This is a genomic window from Vibrio sp. A1-1 (assembly GCF_021728175.1).
GTDB classification, from domain to species: Bacteria; Pseudomonadota; Gammaproteobacteria; order Enterobacterales; family Vibrionaceae; genus Vibrio; species Vibrio diabolicus.
Window position 1 is genome coordinate 107,054 of the sequence record NZ_JAKKCL010000011.1, and the last position, 19,625, is coordinate 126,678.

The 19,625-nt window shown below is 44.0% G+C and carries 15 protein-coding genes; 5 read left to right on the forward strand and 10 right to left on the reverse strand.

The annotated features are described in order from the left end of the window. Window positions 1–72: 72 nt before the first annotated feature. From L3V30_RS16070 to L3V30_RS16090, 5 genes are all read right to left on the reverse strand, one after another. Window positions 73–891, reverse strand: a complete 819-nt coding sequence (locus L3V30_RS16070) for a transporter substrate-binding domain-containing protein (protein ID WP_046876070.1) — start codon at window positions 889–891, stop codon at window positions 73–75. 9 nt (window positions 892–900) lie between these two features. Continuing rightward, complete coding sequence (locus L3V30_RS16075; RefSeq protein WP_046876071.1) at window positions 901–1,698, reverse strand: amino acid ABC transporter permease; 798 nt, start codon at window positions 1,696–1,698, stop codon at window positions 901–903. Then, window positions 1,698–2,432: an amino acid ABC transporter ATP-binding protein gene (locus L3V30_RS16080; RefSeq protein WP_193447281.1), complete on the reverse strand. Its 735-nt coding sequence runs from the start codon at window positions 2,430–2,432 to the stop codon at window positions 1,698–1,700. Before L3V30_RS16080 ends, L3V30_RS16075 begins: the two co-directional genes overlap by 1 nt. Before the next feature lie 170 nt (window positions 2,433–2,602). Continuing rightward, window positions 2,603–3,250, reverse strand: a complete 648-nt coding sequence (locus tag L3V30_RS16085) for a lysoplasmalogenase (RefSeq protein ID WP_104972557.1) — start codon at window positions 3,248–3,250, stop codon at window positions 2,603–2,605. Window positions 3,251–3,546: 296 nt separating this feature from the next. Further along, window positions 3,547–4,695, reverse strand: coding sequence for an iron-containing alcohol dehydrogenase (locus L3V30_RS16090; protein WP_006742257.1), 1,149 nt, complete (start codon window positions 4,693–4,695; stop codon window positions 3,547–3,549). A 206-nt stretch (window positions 4,696–4,901) separates the two neighbouring features. Here L3V30_RS16090 and L3V30_RS16095 point away from each other — a divergent pair, with 206 nt between their 5' ends. Both L3V30_RS16095 and L3V30_RS16100 read left to right on the forward strand, forming a co-directional pair. Then, a complete protein-coding gene (locus L3V30_RS16095; protein WP_164665609.1) occupies window positions 4,902–5,783 on the forward strand; it encodes an AraC family transcriptional regulator in 882 nt (293 codons plus the stop codon). 277 nt (window positions 5,784–6,060) lie between these two features. Further along, window positions 6,061–9,225 (forward strand): glycosyl hydrolase family 18 protein, encoded by a 3,165-nt coding sequence (locus tag L3V30_RS16100; RefSeq protein WP_237309296.1) that lies wholly within the window; start codon window positions 6,061–6,063, stop codon window positions 9,223–9,225. 98 nt (window positions 9,226–9,323) lie between these two features. On the opposite strand, the gene glgC is transcribed toward L3V30_RS16100, so the two are convergent. From glgC to L3V30_RS16120, 4 genes are all read right to left on the reverse strand, one after another. After that, window positions 9,324–10,541: a glucose-1-phosphate adenylyltransferase gene (glgC, locus tag L3V30_RS16105; RefSeq protein ID WP_237309297.1), complete on the reverse strand. Its 1,218-nt coding sequence runs from the start codon at window positions 10,539–10,541 to the stop codon at window positions 9,324–9,326. A gap of 410 nt (window positions 10,542–10,951) precedes the next feature. Next, window positions 10,952–12,700 (reverse strand): formate--tetrahydrofolate ligase, encoded by a 1,749-nt coding sequence (locus L3V30_RS16110; protein WP_237309298.1) that lies wholly within the window; start codon window positions 12,698–12,700, stop codon window positions 10,952–10,954. A gap of 236 nt (window positions 12,701–12,936) precedes the next feature. Continuing rightward, window positions 12,937–14,241, reverse strand: coding sequence for an inosine/guanosine kinase (locus L3V30_RS16115; RefSeq protein WP_006742251.1), 1,305 nt, complete (start codon window positions 14,239–14,241; stop codon window positions 12,937–12,939). Between the two features lie 231 nt (window positions 14,242–14,472). Next, the gene (locus L3V30_RS16120; RefSeq protein WP_005397614.1) at window positions 14,473–14,943 is read right to left on the reverse strand and encodes a CreA family protein; all 471 of its coding nucleotides are present in this window, start codon (window positions 14,941–14,943) and stop codon (window positions 14,473–14,475) included. 266 nt (window positions 14,944–15,209) lie between these two features. Here L3V30_RS16120 and L3V30_RS16125 point away from each other — a divergent pair, with 266 nt between their 5' ends. Then, window positions 15,210–15,719 (forward strand): hypothetical protein, encoded by a 510-nt coding sequence (locus L3V30_RS16125; RefSeq protein ID WP_006742250.1) that lies wholly within the window; start codon window positions 15,210–15,212, stop codon window positions 15,717–15,719. 194 nt (window positions 15,720–15,913) lie between these two features. Beyond that, window positions 15,914–16,582, forward strand: a complete 669-nt coding sequence (locus L3V30_RS16130; RefSeq protein WP_005397612.1) for an HAD-IA family hydrolase — start codon at window positions 15,914–15,916, stop codon at window positions 16,580–16,582. Window positions 16,583–17,011: 429 nt separating this feature from the next. On the opposite strand, the gene L3V30_RS16135 is transcribed toward L3V30_RS16130, so the two are convergent. Then, entirely contained in the window at window positions 17,012–18,442 is a 1,431-nt protein-coding gene (locus L3V30_RS16135) for a methyl-accepting chemotaxis protein (protein WP_237309299.1), read from the reverse strand. Between the two features lie 568 nt (window positions 18,443–19,010). Between L3V30_RS16135 and L3V30_RS16140 the strand changes: the two genes are divergently transcribed. Then, window positions 19,011–19,613 carry an ACP phosphodiesterase gene (locus L3V30_RS16140; RefSeq protein WP_237309300.1) on the forward strand — a complete coding sequence of 201 codons (603 nt, stop codon included), beginning with the start codon at window positions 19,011–19,013 and terminating at the stop codon, window positions 19,611–19,613. The last annotated feature ends 12 nt before the right edge of the window (window positions 19,614–19,625 follow it).

Genomic DNA, 19,625 nt, shown 5'->3' on the forward strand with positions numbered 1-19,625 from the left:
TCCGATAGATGATGAAAAAGTAAAATGGATGATTGGAAAGTATAGGCTCGCGAAGACCACGAGCCATTTAGATTACTGGCCTTGCGCGACTTGATCTTGCCAATCTAATGTCGAGAACCAGTATTCATAACGCTGTTTTAACCATCCATCTTGGGTTCTTGCTTCAATCCATTTATTGAAAAAGGCTTTTTTATCTTCTTCCCCCAAGCGAACAGCAAAGGCTTCGTTACCTTTTGATAGTCGCTCAGAGAATGGAAGGAATAGCTTGTCGCTGTGTTTCACTGTCTCATGTTCTGGTTTTGGGCTAGAAGCAATGACCGCGTGGGCGTTACCATTCAGCACCTCTTGGAACGCTTGCGCATCGTCATCAAATTGCAGAATCTTCGCTTTCGGGAAGGTTTCTCTGGCGACTTGAACGGTGAATGCGCCGCGGCGAGCCGCAATTTTTACGCGTCGTGAGTCAAAATCCGAAAATTCGCTAAAACCAGAAGCCAGCTCTTTATTTGCTGCTACTTGAACACCGGAGTGTGAATAGGGTTCAGTAAACAACACGCTTTTGGAACGCTCGGGCGTGACCGACATGCCACCGATGATCACGTCGAACTTTTTCGCCAGTAGTGCGGGAATAATGCCATCCCACGCGGTCGGTACAAATTCCACTTTCAAACCTGAATCTTCTGCTAAGCGTTTGGCAACATCGATTTCAAAACCGATTAACTCACCTTGCTTGTTGCGCATTGCCCAAGGGACAAATGTTGACATACCAACGCGCAAAGTGCCTCGTTCTTTGATTTGATCTACATTGGGTGTGGCAACATCTTCTTTCGCGATTGTAGGCATAGCGATGGCTAGCCCTAATAATGCAGTAATGGTCGCTTTGAATAACTTCATGTTATCTCCTTATAATTTGCGCCAACTGGCTCCGAGTTTGTGTTCTAGCCATGCAGACAAGCCAGAAAGTGATAGAGTGAGAGCAAGATAAATTGCTGCCACGGTAAACCAAATTTCAAACGGCATCGCCGTCTCAGAGACGATGTTGCGTGCCTGTGTTGTTAAATCAAAAATCGCCATCACGCTTACAATGGAAGAGTTTTTGATCAAAGAAACCACTTCATTGGTTAATGGCGGTAATGTGCGCTGTAAAACCTGAGGCAAAATCACGTCTTTGTAGGTGTAAAACGGCGACAGCCCGAGAGTTTGTGCTGCTTCGAATTGCCCTTTAGGAATACTGTTTAAACCTGCACGGAGTATTTCTGCAGTGTAAGCACCTTGGAAAAGGGATAAAGCCAAAACGGCGGTGCTGAATCGGTCCAAACCAATCACGGGGCCAAACACGAAGTAGAGCAAATAGATTTGCACCAACAACGGCGTGTTACGTATTACCTCGACATAAGTGGTGCCAATAACATTGCCGACTTTCGAATCGCTAAGCCTTAGTAATGCGGTGACCAACCCCAACACTAAGGTGAAGAATAGACTAATGGCCGAGATGTTAAGAGTGACCAATAGCCCATCGATAAGTTCGGCGGGCCACCATTCGCCATCTTCATAAAAAGCGATGTAATCAGGTACGCGTTCCCATTGCCATTGATAGCCCATAGCATCGGCACCAGAGTCTAACACCCACACAATCGCGATGAAGAGGAGCGTCATTTGTAGTAAAGCTTGAAGCACAGGTTTGATTACGCGAACTATCATCAGTAACTTAAAATTTGGTTCAAAAATGCTTGGGTTCGTGGATGCTGTGGTGTTTCAAATAAGGCGATCGGTGAGTTCATTTCCACGATTTGGCCTTCATCCATAAATACCACGCGGTTCGCTACTTTTTTGGCAAATCCCATTTCGTGCGTGACGCAAATCATCGTCATTCCGCTTTGTGCCAGTTCAACCATGACATCCAACACTTCATTGATCATTTCCGGATCAAGTGCCGAAGTTGGTTCGTCAAAGAGGAGTAAGTCCGGTTCCATGCATAAGGAGCGGGCGATCGCGACGCGTTGCTGCTGACCGCCAGAAAGCTGGATAGGGTATTTACTCGCTTGCTCTTCAATGTTGACTCGCTTTAGGTAATGTCGTGCGCGTTTTTCAGCTTTTTGTTTTGACAATTTGAGTGTGCGAATCGGCGCTAAGGTGAGGTTTTCCAGTACAGTCAAATGAGGAAAAAGGTGGAAGTGCTGGAACACCATGCCGATTTTACCGGGCTTGAGAGATTTTGCGTGAGAAGGCTGGTCGAATACATGAAGTTGGCCTTCTTGAATCGATTCAAGATGGTTGATGCAACGAATGAGCGTTGATTTTCCTGAACCAGAAGGGCCACACACCACGACGATCTCGCCAGAATGCACGGAGAAGTTGATATCTTTTAGAGCGTGGTAATCGCCATACCACTTGTTTACGTTGCTAAATTCAACAACAGGAGTGTTCTCTTTCAAAGGGGCACGCTATAAAGGAAAAATATCCTTCTACAATAGCAAGTTGTGCGCATTATTTCATTAAGAACAAGCTTATATTCAGGTTCTAAGATTAAGAACCTGCTCACTTTAGTGTTTGATAAAGTAATGTTTTAAGAATTAGGCACAAAAGCTATTACTAATAAGTCAGTTCAACTGAGATACGGATAACGAACAACGATGGCAACAACGGACATTACCATCAATGTTTGTGCGGAATAGTAGGTCACCATGACGACTTGTCGCGAAAATACGGATCGTCCCCCGAAGCGTTCAAAAGCTAAGACGGTACCAGAAACGATGAAGATAAAGCTTCCGAGCACTGCAAACGAGGACGATTGTGTTTTTCCACTCAAATAATACTCGATAGCAGCCCAACACATGGTCATCAATACCAATATGTAGCTGGCAACCGGGAGCTTTTCTTGACCAAGGTCCGGTCGAAACAACCAATAGAAACACACACCGAGTCCAAATAAAGCAATAGGGAGCCAAGGCGTAAAATGCCAAGCGGACATGATGGTAAAACCGTAGCTATAGGAGAGATGTGCAGAGCAGAAGAGCACTAATCCGGTAATAAACTTATCTCTAGGGAGCATTAATAGTAGATCACCAAGCAACGAGAGCGATAAGCCAACCAAAATCCAATGCGTGTATGGCATATGATAGGCAGGAGACTGGATTAAAATCCCAAGCATACAGAGCACTGGTAATGGTTTGGATACGTAGAAGACCCACTTAGGACCTTTACGGATACTGATGATATGTATGAATGCTAATACGACAACAACTAGCCACATAAAATGGATTCTCGAACAGACAAGCTAATGTAGTGGATAACTACAACAAATAAAAGGTCCATTAAATGAGTAAGTTAGACCTTTGAATTCAATTTTATTTTTGTTTGTGTAAAGCTGGACAGTTGTCTCTTTACTGACCTACACGATCAAGGAGTTTGTAGGGATTAATCGTTATTTTGAGGAGTTCCCGAATTTGAACGTGATGAAGCTTACAAAATAGCATAAAAAAACGGTATTGTGACCGTTAAGTCACAATACCGTTAAACCCTAGAAAGGGCAGTGAACTGTTTTTGCTGTTAGGCAACAGCGAGTTCTAAAATTTCACGACTACGTTCAAGAGTAATCGCTTGGTTTTCACCGAGAACGGTCATTCCGTGTTTGTTGAGTTGTTCGATGATGGCATCGATCGCTTGTTCACGACTTTCACCATAGTTTTCTAGCTTAGTTGCGACATCAAGTTGATGATAAAACGCTTCGATCGCTTCGATGGTACGTTCAGCAAGATCGTCTCCAGCTTCAAGTCCAAATACGTTGCGACCCATTTGCTCTAGCTTAGGACGTTTAAATTGCATTTGGTTGCGAAGTAGTGATGGTTGGACGATTGCAAGAGAACGTGCATGATCGACGCCCCATAGAGCCGTTAATTCATGGCCGATCATATGTGTCGCCCAGTCTTGTGGAACGCCACTACCAATTAACCCGTTCAATGCTTGGTTAGCAGACCACATTAGGTTTGCGCGCCACATATCGTCGTCTCGCTCGGCAAACTGTTCTCCGAGTGTTTTTAAGGTTTTCAGCAGTGTTTCTGCATAACCATCTTGAACCATTGCGCCGGTAGGAAGCGTCAAGTATTGCTCACATACGTGCACCCATGCGTCAACAATGCCGTTGATAAGCTGGCGTTCTGGCAATGTTTTCATTACATCCGGGTCTAACACAGCAAATTTAGGCTGTACTGCTGGAGACATGAACGGAAGTTTGTCTTGAGTTTCTTTTTTAGTGATAACTGCGCCCATGTTTGACTCTGAGCCTGTTGCTGGCAGTGTCAAAATTGCAGCTAGAGGCGTCGCTTCAGTGACTTGGTGTTTACCAATCATGATATCCCAGCCATCACCATCATACTTAGATGCTGCTGCTACGTATTTAGAGCCATCAATGACTGAACCACCACCTACAGCAAGAATAAAGTCAACACCATGTTCTTTTACCATTGCGACCGCTTTATCGAGCGTCTCTTTGGTTGGGTTGGGTTCAACACCAGAAAACTCTAGCCATTCATGTCCCTCTAGTGCTTCTGAGACTTGGTCGTACACGCCATTCTTTTTAATTGAGCCACCGCCGTATACCACTAAAACTTTTTGGTCAGATGGGATAGCTTCTTTGATTGCAGCGATTTGTTTTTGACCAAAGAAAATCTTGGTTGGGTTTACATAAGAAAAGTTCATTATTAGCCCTCTTGCTTCCAGTAAAGGAGATTGAATACGTGCATATTAGTCCTGATTAACGTTCGTTAATAGGTCGATTTCTGCAAATAATCTGCCTATTTCTACAAAATTGATGCTCTTGAGCTAGAAAGTTAAAGTCGAGAGGAAGTATAGTGCACGAAATGATAATAGAGACCAAACTCGTTGGTCATTGATGGAGCGCTCGAATGCACACTCTCGCAGATATCATGCAGCAATATGTTGAAAAGCAGGGACTGCATGACTTAGAAGGTATGAAGAAAACCGCAATAGATGGCGTATGGTTTTATCGCAGTAGCAAAGGAAATCATCGCCAGCCGTTTGTCTATCAGTCTGGAATTATTGTTTTAGGGCAAGGACATAAGAACATTCATATCGGTGATACACCTGTCCAATATGGGCCCGATGATTACCTTGTCGTAGGAGTTCCCATGCCCCTGGAGTGCGAAGCGTTTGCGACAAACAATGAGCCTTTACTTGGCATCTCGATAGATATTTCGCCAACGCTTCTTCATAAGCTCGTTAAAAAACTTGAGGCTGAGAAATTCAGTAATAAGTGCCTGGACACTACCCGTTGCGGCCTTAAATCGGTACACATGAGCGAAGGTATGCTGGATGCATGCAAGCGACTAATGAGCGCGTTGTGTAATGAGCTGGATGTTGTCATGCTCGGTGATCTACTTCTTGAGGAAATTGTTTATCGCACTTTGGTAAGCAAAGAAGGGTATGTTTTATTTGACTTAGCACACCAAGAAGGCTCTTACGCGAGGGTCGCTAAAGCACTGAATCGTGTTCATCAAGCGTACCATGAACAGTTGAGCGTACAAACATTGGCAGAAGAAGCCAATATGAGTGTGTCTGCTTTCCATCAAGCTTTTCGCAATGTCACGCTTGAATCTCCGTTGCAATACATTAAGAAAGTTCGACTTAATAAAGCGCGCGAGTTAATCCAGTTGGAGGGGCGACGTGTTAATGATGCCGCGAGACTGGTCGGGTACACGAGCCCATCACAGTTTAGTCGCGAGTACAAGCGACATTTTAATGAAACGCCAAGGTCAACAAAGGCTTAGTGATCTTTATTTCAAAATAACGACTTTTTTTGCCTTTTTTATTAATTTGCGAGTGACATATTTATTTGATTTATAAAATTAGTTACTGGTGCCAAATAATAGGTACGTTGTTGCAAGCATTTAGTGGATTGTTGCGAGGCGGTGTGGAAAACTCGTAAATAGATAGTGTGAAATCACCAACTTGTACTTAAGTTATTTTACGTCGAAATAAAAGTATAAGTGCGCTTTGTTTAGCGCATTTAGTATTGTTTTAACAATAACTTAAGGAAGAGCGATTATGCACCTTAAAAACGGCAACGCAGTGAAAAGCGTGTTCACACTAAGCACTCTCACCGCTCCTTGTCTTATGGCCTTCAATAGCTACGCAGCGGTTGACTGTGCCCCTCTAGAAACTTGGCAATCATCAAAAGTTTATAACGGTGGTGACCAAGTTCAACATGAAGGTAATGCTTACAAAGCACGTTACTGGACGCAAAACAGTAACCCAGCGCAATCTGGTGAGTGGGGCGAGTGGGAAACACTTGGCGCATGTGATGGCACTGGACCGGTTGATCCACCTCAGAATGAAGTCCCGACTGTTACTCTGACATCGCCTTCTGCGTCGGCTTCTGTGACTGCGGGGGATGTTGTTAACCTAGCTGCAGATGCATCAGATACCGATGGAACCGTTAGCAAAGTAGAATTCTTTGTTGATGGCGTATTAGTTGGTCAGGCAACGTCTGCGCCTTATGCTGCGTCATGGACAGCGACTGAAGGCCAGCACGAATTCTCTACTAAGGCGTATGATGATGCAGGTGCAGTGAGCACAGCAAGTGCTGTGACGTTAACTGTGGCACCAGCACAACCTGGTAACGAAGCGCCGACAGTGGATGTTGCGCTTTCTGCGACTTCTATTGACTTGGGTGGCTCCGTCACACTGACTGCGAATGCCGCAGATGCGGATGGCACCGTTGCTAAAGTTGATTTCTATGTGGCGGGCGTCCTTGCTGGCACCGCAACAACTGCGCCATACACGCTTGATGTAACGCTTTCACAAGCTGGTTCGCTAAGTGTTTATGCGAGAGCAACCGATGATGCTGGAGCAACAGCAGATTCTGCACTCGCGACGTTAACGGTAAACGGTGGCGCGGTGACATCTAACTGCCGCCCTGATGGCTTGTATCAAACAACGGGTGTAGACGTTCCTTACTGTTCTATTTATGACGAAGAAGGTCGCGAGAAAATGGGCGCCGATCACCCACGTCGTGTGATTGGTTACTTTACTAGCTGGCGCGCAGGTGAGGACCCTCAATCTACTTACCTTGTTAAAGATATTCCTTGGGAGCAACTTACTCACATTAACTACGCGTTTGTGAGCATTGGTTCTGATGGTAAAGTAAACGTTGGTGACGTTAATGACCCTAACAACCCTGCTACGGGTAAAACTTGGCCTGGCGTTGAGGTAGATCCTGCTCTTGGCTTTAAAGGTCACTTTGGTGCGCTAGCGACTTACAAGCAAAAACATGATGTTAAAACGCTAATCTCTATCGGTGGTTGGGCTGAAACGGGCGGTCACTTCGATACGAATGGCGATCGTGTGGCTGACGGTGGTTTCTACACCATGACGACGAATGCAGACGGTTCTATTAACCATGCTGGCATCGAGAAGTTCGCAACTTCAGCCGTTGAAATGATGCGTCAGTACAAGTTCGACGGTCTGGATATTGACTATGAATACCCAACATCAATGGCTGGTGCTGGTAACCCTTACGACAAAGACTTCATGGAACCACGTCGTCAGTATCTATGGGCGTCTTACCAAGAGCTGATGAAAGTATTGCGTGAGAAACTTGACGCGGCATCCGCGCAAGATGGCATTCATTATATGCTGACTATCGCAGCACCATCTTCAGGTTACCTACTGCGTGGTATGGAAACCTTCGATGTAACTAAGTACCTAGACTACGTAAACATCATGTCTTACGACTTGCATGGGGCTTGGAATGATCACGTTGGTCACAACGCAGCATTATTCGATACAGGTAAAGACTCGGAGCTAGCCCAGTGGAACGTATACGGCACTGCTGCATACGGTGGTATCGGTTACTTGAACACAGACTGGGCTTACCACTATTTCCGTGGTTCTATGCCAGCAGGTCGTATCAACATCGGTGTTCCTTACTACACCCGTGGTTGGCAAGGTGTTACTGGTGGTGAAAATGGTCTGTGGGGCCGAGCAGCACTGCCAAACCAAGCTGAGTGTCAACCAGGTACCGGTGAGGGTGAGAAGAACAACTGTGGTCACGGTGCTATTGGTATCGACAACATGTGGCACGATACCGACCCTAAAGGCAACGAAATGGGCGCTGGCTCTAACCCAATGTGGCATGCGAAGAACCTAGAAAATGGTATCTGGGGCTCTTACGCAGCCGCGTACGGTCTTGATCCAGTTAACGATCCTTCGGATAAGTTTGTTGGTACATATACACGTCATTACGATAGCGTTGCTGTAGCGCCTTGGTTGTGGAACGCAGAGAAGAGCGTGTTCCTATCTACGGAAGATAAAGCTTCTATCGAAGTGAAAGCTGATTACGTTATCGATAAAGAAATCGGCGGTATTATGTTCTGGGAACTGGCAGGCGACTACAACTGTTACGTACTGGATGCAAATGGTAATCGTACGGCAGTAGATGCAACTGAACAAGCTTGTGCAGCTGGTAATGGTGAGTACCACATGGGTAACACTATGACCAAAGCTATCTACGACAAGTTTAAGTCTGCAACACCTTACGGTAATAAAGTTGCGACGGGTCCAACACCAACAGAAGCGGTAGACATTACAGTCAGCGTTGGCGGCTTTAAGGTTGGCGACCAAAACTACCCAATTAATCCGAAGATCACGTTTACAAACAACACTGGTCAAGCGATCCCTGGTGGTACTGAATTCCAGTTTGATATCCCAGTATCAGCCCCTGATAATGCGAAAGATCAATCTGGTGGCGGTTTGAAAGTCATTGCTTCTGGACATACTCGTGCAAACAACATCGGTGGCTTAGATGGCGTAATGCACCGCGTATCGTTCTCTCTACCTGCTTGGAAAGATTTACCAGCGGGCGGTACTTACGAGCTTGATATGGTTTACTACCTACCAATCTCTGGTCCGGCTAACTACTCAGTGATTTCTGGTGGTAAAGAGTTTGCGTTCAAGTTTGAACAGCCAGAACTACCAATTGGCGACCTAAATGCAGGCTCGGGTGATGGTGGTACTACTGAACCAGGTACGTGTGATACGACAGGTTTAGTGACATACCCAGCTTTACCACAAACGGATTGGGCTGGTAACCCAAGCCACGCTAACCAAGGTGATAAGATCATCCACAACGGTGTGGTTTACCAAGCGAACTGGTGGACAGCGGCTGAGCCGGGCACAGATGGTAGCTGGTCAACGGTATGTAACATCTAATCGTTTCTGATTAACTGTTATAGCCTAACGTTAATAGGCTCTTAAACAAAAGCGCACGATGATGATCGTGCGCTTTTTTTGTTGCGATAGTTTGTCGTTTAATCGAATTGATAGCTTTCGGGTATGACGACAATACCTTTGTCTGAGATTTTAAATCGCTTCGCATCTTCTAGTTTGTTGATGCCAATTTGAGTATGTGGCGGAATACGAACATGTTTATCCACAATACAGTTGACCAACTGACTTCCTTCACCGACCTCTACGTCATCAAAAATGATGGAATCGACAACCGTTGCACTGTCTTGAATACGTACGTTAGAGGAAATGATGGAATGCTGTACTGAGCCTCCAGAATTGATGACACCGGTAGCAATGATGGAGTTAATGAAAATACCTTCATTGCCCGTGGCTGACGATACGGTACGAGCTGGTGGAAACTGCGGCTCGTAAGTACGAATCGCCCAATTGTATTGATATAGGTTCATTGGTGGTACTGGCTCTAGCAGATCCATATTCGCTTCATAGAAGGAATCAATGGTACCCACGTCGCGCCAGTAGCAATCCTTATCAACGCGCCCTTTACTGCCACAAAATTGATAAGCATAAACGGATTCCGTATCAATCAGCTTAGGTATGATGTCTTTTCCGAAGTCATGACTTGATGAATCGAGTTTTGAGTCGTCTTCGAGTGCTTCTTTTAAAACATCCATATCAAAGATATAGATCCCCATGGAAACGAGGCTTCTGGTTTTGCTTCCTGGAAGGGTAGGTGGGCATTCTGGTTTTTCTATAAATGAAGTAACTAGCCCGTTTTCTGCGGTGCCCATTACCCCGAATGCTGAAGCATCCTCTACGGGAACATCCATACAGGCAACGGTGAGCTTAGCACCTTTCTCTTTATGCTCTTCAAGCATTGCGGCGTAGTCCATTCTGTAGATATGATCTCCTGACAACACAACCACATACTTCGCGTCATTGCGCGATAGTAACCACATGTTGTGATAAATCGCATCAGCAGTTCCTTCATACCATGCACCACCTTTGCGCATTTGAGGTGGAACCGCAGTAATGTACTCGCCAAGCTCGGGATTGAATATTGACCAACCATCTCGCAAGTGTTTTTGAAGTGAATGAGATTTGTATTGGGTCAAAACAAGGATTTTACGTAAACCTGAGTGTAAACAGTTGGTTAGTGTGAAATCTATAATTCTATACTTTCCGCCAAAAGGTACTGCTGGCTTGGTTCTATCATCGGTGAGTGGGCTGAGTCTAGACCCCATCCCTCCAGCTAAAATTACGGCGAGTGCGTCTTCCATATTATTCCCTTTCCCTTTTTTGCATGCATCAAAACGGTGCTAACCAGGAGGAAGTGGTGTACAGCGCAGAGGTTTTGAAAGTGCATGTGCTGATGTGTTTACTACTGCAAACTTTAGTACAAGATTCGAGCCATAGAATATCTCTTTAAAAATCAAAGAGGTTAAAAGTTCATCGCAAGGTAATTGCACCACATTAGTGAAGTGCTAAGTAGGCCGTGCATCAAATTGGCGCAAGATTATAGGGAAGGGGAGAAAATAAGTATGGATTTACAATGTAAAGTGAGGATAAAACAGTAAGATAAAGATAATCAAGCACGCCTCTTCGTCTGTTCAAAGTGAGTGGATATAGAAGTAAACCACTCACTCTTTAAACGTGCTTCCTTTATAGTCAACTATACGTTGACGTTACACTAAGAGAGACCGACGATATTTCCTTCATCATCAAGGTCTAAATTCATAAATGCAGGTTTATCAGGCAAACCTGGCATTGTCATCACCGTGCCTGATAACGCATACACAAACCCAGCGCCAGCACACAGACGTAACTCGCGGATAGGGACGGTAAAACCTGTCGGCGCGCCTTTGACAGCGGAATCTGTTGTTATTGATAGTGGGGTTTTCGCTATGCAAACCGCTAAGTTGTTAAAACCTAGATTTTCAAAATGGTTGAGCTGTTCAGTAGCAAGAGAACTCATTTCTATATTGGCGGCACCATAGCCAGCTTCACACACAGCCATAAGTTTTTCGTGTAACGATTGTTCTTTACTGTATAAAGGACGAAACTCTGTAGGCTGGGCACAAGCGTCAATAACATGTTGAGCTAACTGAGTTGCGCCTTGCCCGCCTTGCGCAAAAGCGGTGCTGATAGCGACTTTAACTTCCGGATTAAATTTCTGAACCAGCTCTTTAAGTATTTTAAGCTCTTTCTCACAATCTTGCGGAAACTGGTTAATAGCGACAACAGCTGGAATGCCATATTTATGGACGTTATTAATGTGCCATTTTAAGTTTTCAAATCCCGCTTCCAATGCTGCTTGGTCTGGATTAAAAATGGAATCTGGAATGGCCATACCTGGTCGTAAATCGTAGTGTCCAGAATTTGCTTTGAGGCCGCGTAATGTCGCTACTATCACTACACAATCTGGCGCCTTGCTGGCGGCGGCAGCTTTAATGTTACACGCTTTCTCAAATCCCATGTCCGAACCAAATCCCGCCTCTGTTACAGTGTAACTTGATAGTTTTAGCGCGATATCGTCGGCAATAATAGATGAATTTCCATGGGCGATGTTTGCAAACGGGCCTGCGTGAATCAACGTAGGAACACCTTCCAGAGTTTGCATCAGTGTCGGTGCAATGGCCTCTTTTAATGTCACTGCCATTGCTCCTGCAACTTGCAGATCCTCCGTGGTTACGGGGTTTCCGTTCAAATCGTACGCTACGACAATTTTCCCAATACGCTGACGTAAATCTTTTAAATCTTTAGCCAGTGCAATGATAGCCATTAACTCAGACGCGGCAGAAATATCGAACCCTTCGTCGCGTTCGTATCCATTGATGACTTTTCCTGGCTCATTTAACCCAATTTTGACTTTACGTAGTGCACGATCATTATGGTCCATTACTCGTTTCCAAGTAATGCTCGCCGTATCGATTTTAAGTGCCTTTAATCCAGTACGTGCTTCAAAGGCATCATAGCCTTCGCGCTGTTCATGATACAAGCGAGCATCAAGCGCGGCTGAAGCTAGATTATGCGCCGCCGTCACCGCATGGATGTCACCAGTAAGGTGCAAGTTCAGTTCTTCCATTGGAGCAACTTGGGAATAACCACCGCCAGCAGCACCGCCTTTAATACCGAATACAGGCCCCATAGAAGGTTGTCTAATACATGCGATAACGGATTGTCTAAGCTTAGCTAAAGCTTGCGCCAGTCCGACTGTTGTAACGGTTTTTCCTTCGCCAAGTGGGGTAGGAGTGATCGCAGTAACAAGCACAAGCTTACCGTTATCATTCTCTTTGAGCCGCTCCAAACATTTTGGATGGACTTTGGCTTTGTGCTTCCCGTGAGTGTCATATTCTTCGGGTAATAACCCTACTTTTTCCGCAATAACATCAATAGAAGAAAGTGGTGTGCTTCGGCAAATTTCAATATCTGACTGCATGGATAATCCCTAAAGTGACTCGCAGGTAGTGTTGAAAAACAATCTGAGTTGGAGCAAGTATTATTGTTGGGCAAACGTTTGCTCGGTGATGGTACTGTTTCGATTCGGTATGTAAAGAGTTTACTGCTCTATACTGTGCTACATACTAACAAAATCTACTAATTACTGCGCCAGATCAAAACAAAAAGGCCACCAAATGGTGACCTTGATGTATTTTTAGCTTTAAAGCTGTGATCTTAACGATCCCAGTAAGTTTCTTCTAAGCTATCTTCCCGTTCAGGAAGTGCTCGCGATAGGCGAGGAGAGTGTTGCGTCAACACTTCATAGCTTACTCGGTTTGCATATTTACAGATCTGAGAAAGTGATGAGTAAGTCAAACAGCGTACTTCGTGCTTTTCTGAGTTAGGCACTTCTTTTTGATGGAAAGAGTTTGCAGCCATATCATGCAGTAAAGCAGAAAGCGCCGCATCACCTGCGCCGTTGGTGTTCTTAATCTCTAGTGGACCACCTAGGTAAGGACCAATGTAAGAGTATACCTTCATTGGCTTCTCACAATCTCCTTTACGCATCGCACGACTAAATTCGTATTGGTTAAAGGCTTCAATTGAACCTTCAAGAATGTCGTGTGTGGTTTCTCGTTTTACTTTTTCGTCAGTGTAACCTGCCATGTATAGGCCATTTGGCCCAGCAGTACATAGAACAAGATCGACCCACTCAAGTGCTTTATCAGCAGCCGCTAGCGGTTCTGTCTCGCCTGTTAATGCGGCGCCTTCTTCTTCATTCATTGCAACAACAGATATGTTCTCGCGAATGTACTCTTGCCACCACTGCGCGTTACCTTCGATAACGTACTTTGTGCCTAAAGTCAGTACAACAGGGACATCGTGCTTCTTGGCAAAGTCGATCGCTTTTTGTACTGCTCTCGGCATTGGATCCTCTTCTTTACCGCGCATTAGGTAAGAAGAAACAACCAGAGCTGATGCTTTCTCAAAGATCTCTTCAGGAATGCTTTCCGGAAGTAGTTGGTTCATGTGACCTTCATTGATAGCAAATGTGCGTTCGCCATCTTGAGAAATCAGGGTATAACAACGACCAATAGGACCATCTACCGTTTGTAGGTGGTTGAGGTTCATGCGTGAAGACGTGCGGCAAAGGTAACGGTAAGCAAAAGAACCAACTTGAATGTTCTTGGACATCACACCGAGCAAAACGGATTTGCTATCCGCCAATACTGAGTAATTGTGGAGCGTGTTGCCAATCGTGTCACCTGGGTATTGGTGTGTGATCAGGCCTTGCTCAACCAGTTCTTCGTAAAGTGCATCTGCTTTGCTTTCTTCAAGAACGAGTGAATGTCCTTTACTTAGGTTGTATTTTTCTAAAAACGCATCATCTACACGCGCTTCGATATCTACGATGGTTTGACCGACACCAACAATAGTTGGGCGATATAGCTTAGGCGCTTGTCGGATTTGGTTTACTAATGGATCTCGAGCGTGAGTTGGGAAGTAGTGTTTAGATTTACGCTGACCAGGAAACTTCATGCTTGTTCTTGAGTGAGAAAAAAAGAGGCGGGATTGTATCACAAAAAAATGAAAATCGTGGCGTTTTATTACAAAGAAGTTTGCCCGCTGAAAAAATCAGCGAGCTGGAGAAATTGCGACCAAGATAGCCTAAATTACTGATGCTTATAGTACTGCAATTGGTCGCTTTTCAGATTGTTGATCGGTTATTCTCTTTAACAACGAGCTTGGAGCTATCCAAATTTAGCCGCGTTACTTTTTCACTTCAGTTGGCTCAACGTAAGCCTTGGTACCCCAAAGTGGAACTGTCGATAGGCTGTGCTTAAAGCTACCGTCTGTCTCTTTTGTTGTGTAAGACAGGTAGAGTAAGGTTTGGTTGTCTGCATCATAAATTCGGCGAACCTTCATGGTTTTGAAGAAAATACTTTTTGACTTCTTAAATACAATTTCGCCAGACTTACTTTTATCTATTTTTGCAATCATTTCCGGCGTGATTTCGCCAGTCTGACGACATGATATTGAGCTGTCACTTGGATCCGCTAAGCTAAAATCGGCTTCGATAGAAGCTATATGACACGTTACCCCCGTGACAACCTCGTCTTTTAATTCACCTACTTTGATGTCTTTCAAAGTAAACCAACCGAGTCCTACATCAGCAACATCGTTATCTGAACAACCAACCAGCGTAGTAGCAAGCAATGCACTTAACAGCATCTTTTTCATTATTTTTGTCCTTAACTAGGAAAGATATTGATGAAATCTATCAGAGGTTTGCAACTAAAACAAAATTTAGCCAAGGAAAGGTCTACGTACGCTAGGTTTGTTGTAGGCTTCATGCTAATGTACTGCTCTAAACGAAATGATGAGTTAGAGTGACCATACTTTCTCCCAATATGTTTGACTTTATATCGCTTGTCGCTCTGTCTAAGCTTCACTCTATGTGAGAATGAAACACTTTGCACATTTCGTTTTGCAACTAAGGTATCAAAATGAATGAACAACAGTTAGCCAGTATCGAGCGTAAAAATACATGGCTGTATGATCTGGTTGAAGTTGAATTTCCAACACCAGAGAGTCTGAAAGGGCGTGATGTCTATTTCAAAGCACTAGAACAAGCAACCTATCAAGTGGTCGACAAAGACACGCTACTTGAGAGTAATTCTGAATTTAGCTCTGACGATATTTTTCTGGTCGATTTTCACCGGCTTACTATCATGTTTTCTGTCCTGCAGTCTCAGCGTTGGGATCAACAGTACGATAAAGATATGATTGTGGAATATCTCACTCAGATAATTCTAACGCCAGATTTTGAATTATATGTTGGTTTTAAATCTGGAGCTCCAATTGGTGCCGCTATTATTAGCCACCTTGAAGGAAACACGCTTATCTCTGATGTCGCGGTTTCTGAATCAAAATACAAGAGTTCGTTTGTGGCGGATCTTGCTAAAAGACTAAGTACCGAACACAAGCTTTTAGATTCGGTGATTATTGAAAGCTAATTTGCGCACTCAAATGCATAAAAAGCAAAGCAAGATGACGATAGGTGATCTTGCTTAGAAAAACTGTAATTGCTCCCCTCTATTTCCATGAAATGCCAAGCTCGTCGTTTCAACAATCCCAAACTTAAATAAGATTAAGCCAACATTTTTAAAATCAGCTAGGGCATTAGCCTTTAAGATGTCTGGAGATGGCTATGGCAATTACCAATATTAAGTGCGTGATATTTGATTGTGATGGTACGTTGGTCGATAGTGAACGATTGTGTTGCCAAGCTCTCGTCAATGTATTTAACCTGCATGGCGCAGAATTAACGATGGAAGAGTGCGTTTCTCATTTTAAAGGAGGAAAGCTCGCTGACATCCTGTTAGATACTAAAGAGCTGAAAGATATCAAAGTCCCTATTGATGTCTTAGAGCCGCAATACCGTGAAGAAGTCCAGTCTCTTTTTGTTCGCCACTTACAGCCGATGGATGGCGCAAAGCGTTTAATTCAGTTTTTGGATTCGCATAATATCGAATATTGTGTCGCGTCCAATGGGCCGAAAGATAAAATAGAATACGCATTGGAGTTAACAGGATTGCTCGATGCTTTCCAAGGGAAAGTGTTCTCTGCATTCGATGCGAATAGTTGGAAGCCTGAACCTGACTTAATTATGTACAGTGCAATGAGCATGGGCTTTTTACCGAGCGACTGTCTTTATATTGATGACACACCTAAAGGCGTAGAAGCGGGATTAAACGCTGGCATTAAAACCGTACAGCTATTTAATGGTGAGGCAATCAATCGTGTTGATGATGAACGCGTAATTCGCATTCAACATTTAGATGAATTAAAAGAGCAGCTATTTAGCTGCTCTGTTTAATCTCTTAATGGCACACCGTACTTAAGCTATGGATATGTTTAAGTTTGGACTGTAGGTAAGGGGTTTGATGTAGGCATTGGATGGATGAGAAGCTTTTTGTATGAAATCCGCAAGCAGCGCATGTGAATTTCTCTCCATCCGATGAAATGAGATATTCATCCCCCTGGCAGAGAGGGCAACTTAGGTTTTCGATGTCTTTTGTATCTTTGTAATTATTCATATTGTTTTCCAGCAGCAAATTGGAATTGGCAGGATTAAGCATAGCGGAACGCTTTGTTTATGAACATTATTTCATCAGGTACAGCGAGAACTTGAGATTCACTTCAAATATCCACTTGTGTGTAGTAGAAAATATCGACGATAACGGCTGAAAACGGTTTAAAGAAAAGGGCTCCTGAGGAGCCCTTGTTGATCATAAATGCTGCAAAGTTATGCTGTGCGGTAGCGTTGTAATACCTCACCAAGAGACACTGACGCCTGAGTGAGATTAGCTACCCCTACGGTAGATTGCTCTGCAACTTCTCTGATTGTGCTCGACTGGCTGCGAATTTCTGAAAGCTCAGATGCAATATCGTTGGCGACTGCGCTTTGTTCTTCTGCTGAGGTGGAAATTTGGATACTCATGTCCATCAATGAGCGTGCGGATTCAGCAATGGACGTCACATCATGACCAATTTCATCAATAAGCTGGCTACTGGTTTGTGCTTGTTGAACAGTTCGATCAGTGATTGAAGCAATGTTCTGGCTTTCGGCTTGTAGTTTCTCAATCATGGCTTGAATTTCTACTGTTGCCTGTTGAGTTCGGCTTGCCAATGTACGCACCTCATCAGCAACCACAGCAAATCCACGACCTTGTTCCCCGGCGCGTGCCGCTTCAATTGCCGCATTCAGAGCCAATAGGTTGGTTTGTTCTGAAATGGCATTGATCGTTGTGATAACGTCATTAATCTGCGTCGTGTTTTCATTTAAATTGGTTACTGACGTGGAAGCCTGTTCAATATAGCTGGATAACGTCTCAATTTCGCCAATCACATTTTGCACGCGATTTCTGCTTAGCTCGATCTTTTGAGCATCCTGATCGGATTGCATCGTCGCTTGTTGGGAAATGCTGGATACTTCTTTTGCAGAGGCTGTCATTTCTTCCATTGCTGTCGCGACGGAATCGAGTGTTTGATATTGATGAGATATCTGCGTTTCGCTCAACTGCATATCTTTTTCGAATGCAGAAGATGTCTCACTCAATGTAGCCGCATTATTTTTCACACTGTTAACCAGTTCACTTAAGGTGTCCATAGATTTATCTAACGCGCAACCAATGGTGCCAAACTCGTCTCGGCCAGGATGAAAACCAAGGCGAGAGGTTAAATCACCTTCACCAATTTTTTCGGTTGTCGTATATAAAACCCACAGGGCGCCTCCTATAAAGGTCGCAACCCAGTAAGAGAAAAGGGCAAAAGGAACAACCCATGAAAAGCTGAGTAACAGAGAGGTTAAGGCTGACGACTTTGCAGATTCGTATTGCGCGGATACGTTTTGAGTCAACTTAATCACTTCGCCAGAATGCAACTTTGCATAAGCGGTGACAGAGCCGTCAACAAAAGAGCTCTCGCTTACGCGACTTGATTTCGATACGCCGTCAATTTGTGGAACATGACCTGGTTGAGCGTCAACAATACCAGAAAGTTTCGCTTCGCTAGCAGAAATCGCTTGTTGTTTAAATTGTTGTATTTCATTGAAGTAGCGGCTTCCAGCCACAGAAGTGAGGGCTACTAAAAACAGCAGGAATATAACCCACATTTTGTCGTTGATAGACATCTTGATAAACAGCCTGTCTATCGTTCTAAACTCAACTTCTCTCATTTAAAGCTCCATTAGAGATAAAAGATATTGACCAAATCTATTGCTATATCGAAACAAAATATGCGAAGTTAATCAGCAAAATATGTAACGAAAACTAAATTTAGTTTAAGAAATGAGATCTAAGGACGCCTATAACGGTATGTTATATCTTTAAATTGACATAAATATTGATAAAAGAGCTATTTCTCTGAAGTGCTAAGTAGATATGAAATCTGGTTGCAAACGTTTACTTTTGATTCTGCTCATAGGTTTTTAAATCTTTACTTCTCGCTGTCATGAATGTGTCATATAAAGACTATAAAAAGGAGTTGTTGACGTGGATATGGCAAGGCCAAGCCGTCAGCAAGTACAAGCAAGAGAGCTTAAAATAAAGGAGGTCACAATGAGCGACCAATACCAAAACGATGAGAGCCTAGAGCTGCTAGATGCGCTTGAAATTGGCATTATCTTGTCGGAATACGTTGGCTCAGACAACGAAGCCGAATAGCGGAACACTCTCATCTCGTCGTAATTGACGTTATACTAGGTTCATGTCACACCAAGCCTTAAAGGCCAGAACTGACGTCGGATGAACTTTCTAGCCCACCTGCATATCGCAGACCACTGTAACAGCCATTTATTGGGAAACTTGCTTGGAGACTTCGTAAAAGGAGATCCAAGCAAGCTGTATGAACGTGATATCTCGAACGGCATCAAATTGCATAGATTTGTTGACCGCATTACCGATCACCATCCTATTGTTAACGAATGCAAACCTCACTTCAAAGGTACTGCGCGGCGCTTTGCCCCTATCGCTCTCGATATGTTCTGGGACCATTGTCTCGCAAAACACTGGAACGACTTTTATGCCGTATCTCTCGAACACTTTGTCGACTCGGCATACGAGCGAGTAAACCGTGACGTTGATGAACATTTGCCATCGCGTTTTTTGGTGCTCCACAGCCGGATGTGGCACGGTCGATGGCTTCAGTCATACCAAGACCTGGATAATATCGAATTTGCATTACATCGAATGTCGCAAAGAAGCCCGAGAATGGCTGACCTTACTACAACACTTAAAGTGATTGAGAGTGATTACACAGAATTGGAAGAGAAGTTCTCGACACTCTATCGAGACGTTTTACGCCAGTCGTATGATTTTCAGCAACATCTTATTGATTCAGCCCAATGAGATAGAAAAGTA

Coding starts and splice junctions, on each gene's coding strand:
- L3V30_RS16070 (WP_046876070.1), bottom strand. CDS start 891: ATGAAGTTATTCAAAGCGACCATTACTGCATTATTAGGGCTAGCCATC.
- L3V30_RS16075 (WP_046876071.1), bottom strand. CDS start 1,698: ATGATAGTTCGCGTAATCAAACCTGTGCTTCAAGCTTTACTACAAATG.
- L3V30_RS16085 (WP_104972557.1), bottom strand. CDS start 3,250: ATGTGGCTAGTTGTTGTCGTATTAGCATTCATACATATCATCAGTATC.
- L3V30_RS16090 (WP_006742257.1), bottom strand. CDS start 4,695: ATGAACTTTTCTTATGTAAACCCAACCAAGATTTTCTTTGGTCAAAAA.
- L3V30_RS16095 (WP_164665609.1), top strand. CDS start 4,902: ATGCACACTCTCGCAGATATCATGCAGCAATATGTTGAAAAGCAGGGA.
- L3V30_RS16100 (WP_237309296.1), top strand. CDS start 6,061: ATGCACCTTAAAAACGGCAACGCAGTGAAAAGCGTGTTCACACTAAGC.
- glgC (WP_237309297.1), bottom strand. CDS start 10,541: ATGGAAGACGCACTCGCCGTAATTTTAGCTGGAGGGATGGGGTCTAGA.
- L3V30_RS16110 (WP_237309298.1), bottom strand. CDS start 12,700: ATGCAGTCAGATATTGAAATTTGCCGAAGCACACCACTTTCTTCTATT.
- L3V30_RS16115 (WP_006742251.1), bottom strand. CDS start 14,241: ATGAAGTTTCCTGGTCAGCGTAAATCTAAACACTACTTCCCAACTCAC.
- L3V30_RS16120 (WP_005397614.1), bottom strand. CDS start 14,943: ATGAAAAAGATGCTGTTAAGTGCATTGCTTGCTACTACGCTGGTTGGT.
- L3V30_RS16125 (WP_006742250.1), top strand. CDS start 15,210: ATGAATGAACAACAGTTAGCCAGTATCGAGCGTAAAAATACATGGCTG.
- L3V30_RS16130 (WP_005397612.1), top strand. CDS start 15,914: ATGGCAATTACCAATATTAAGTGCGTGATATTTGATTGTGATGGTACG.
- L3V30_RS16135 (WP_237309299.1), bottom strand. CDS start 18,442: ATGAGAGAAGTTGAGTTTAGAACGATAGACAGGCTGTTTATCAAGATG.
- L3V30_RS16140 (WP_237309300.1), top strand. CDS start 19,011: ATGAACTTTCTAGCCCACCTGCATATCGCAGACCACTGTAACAGCCAT.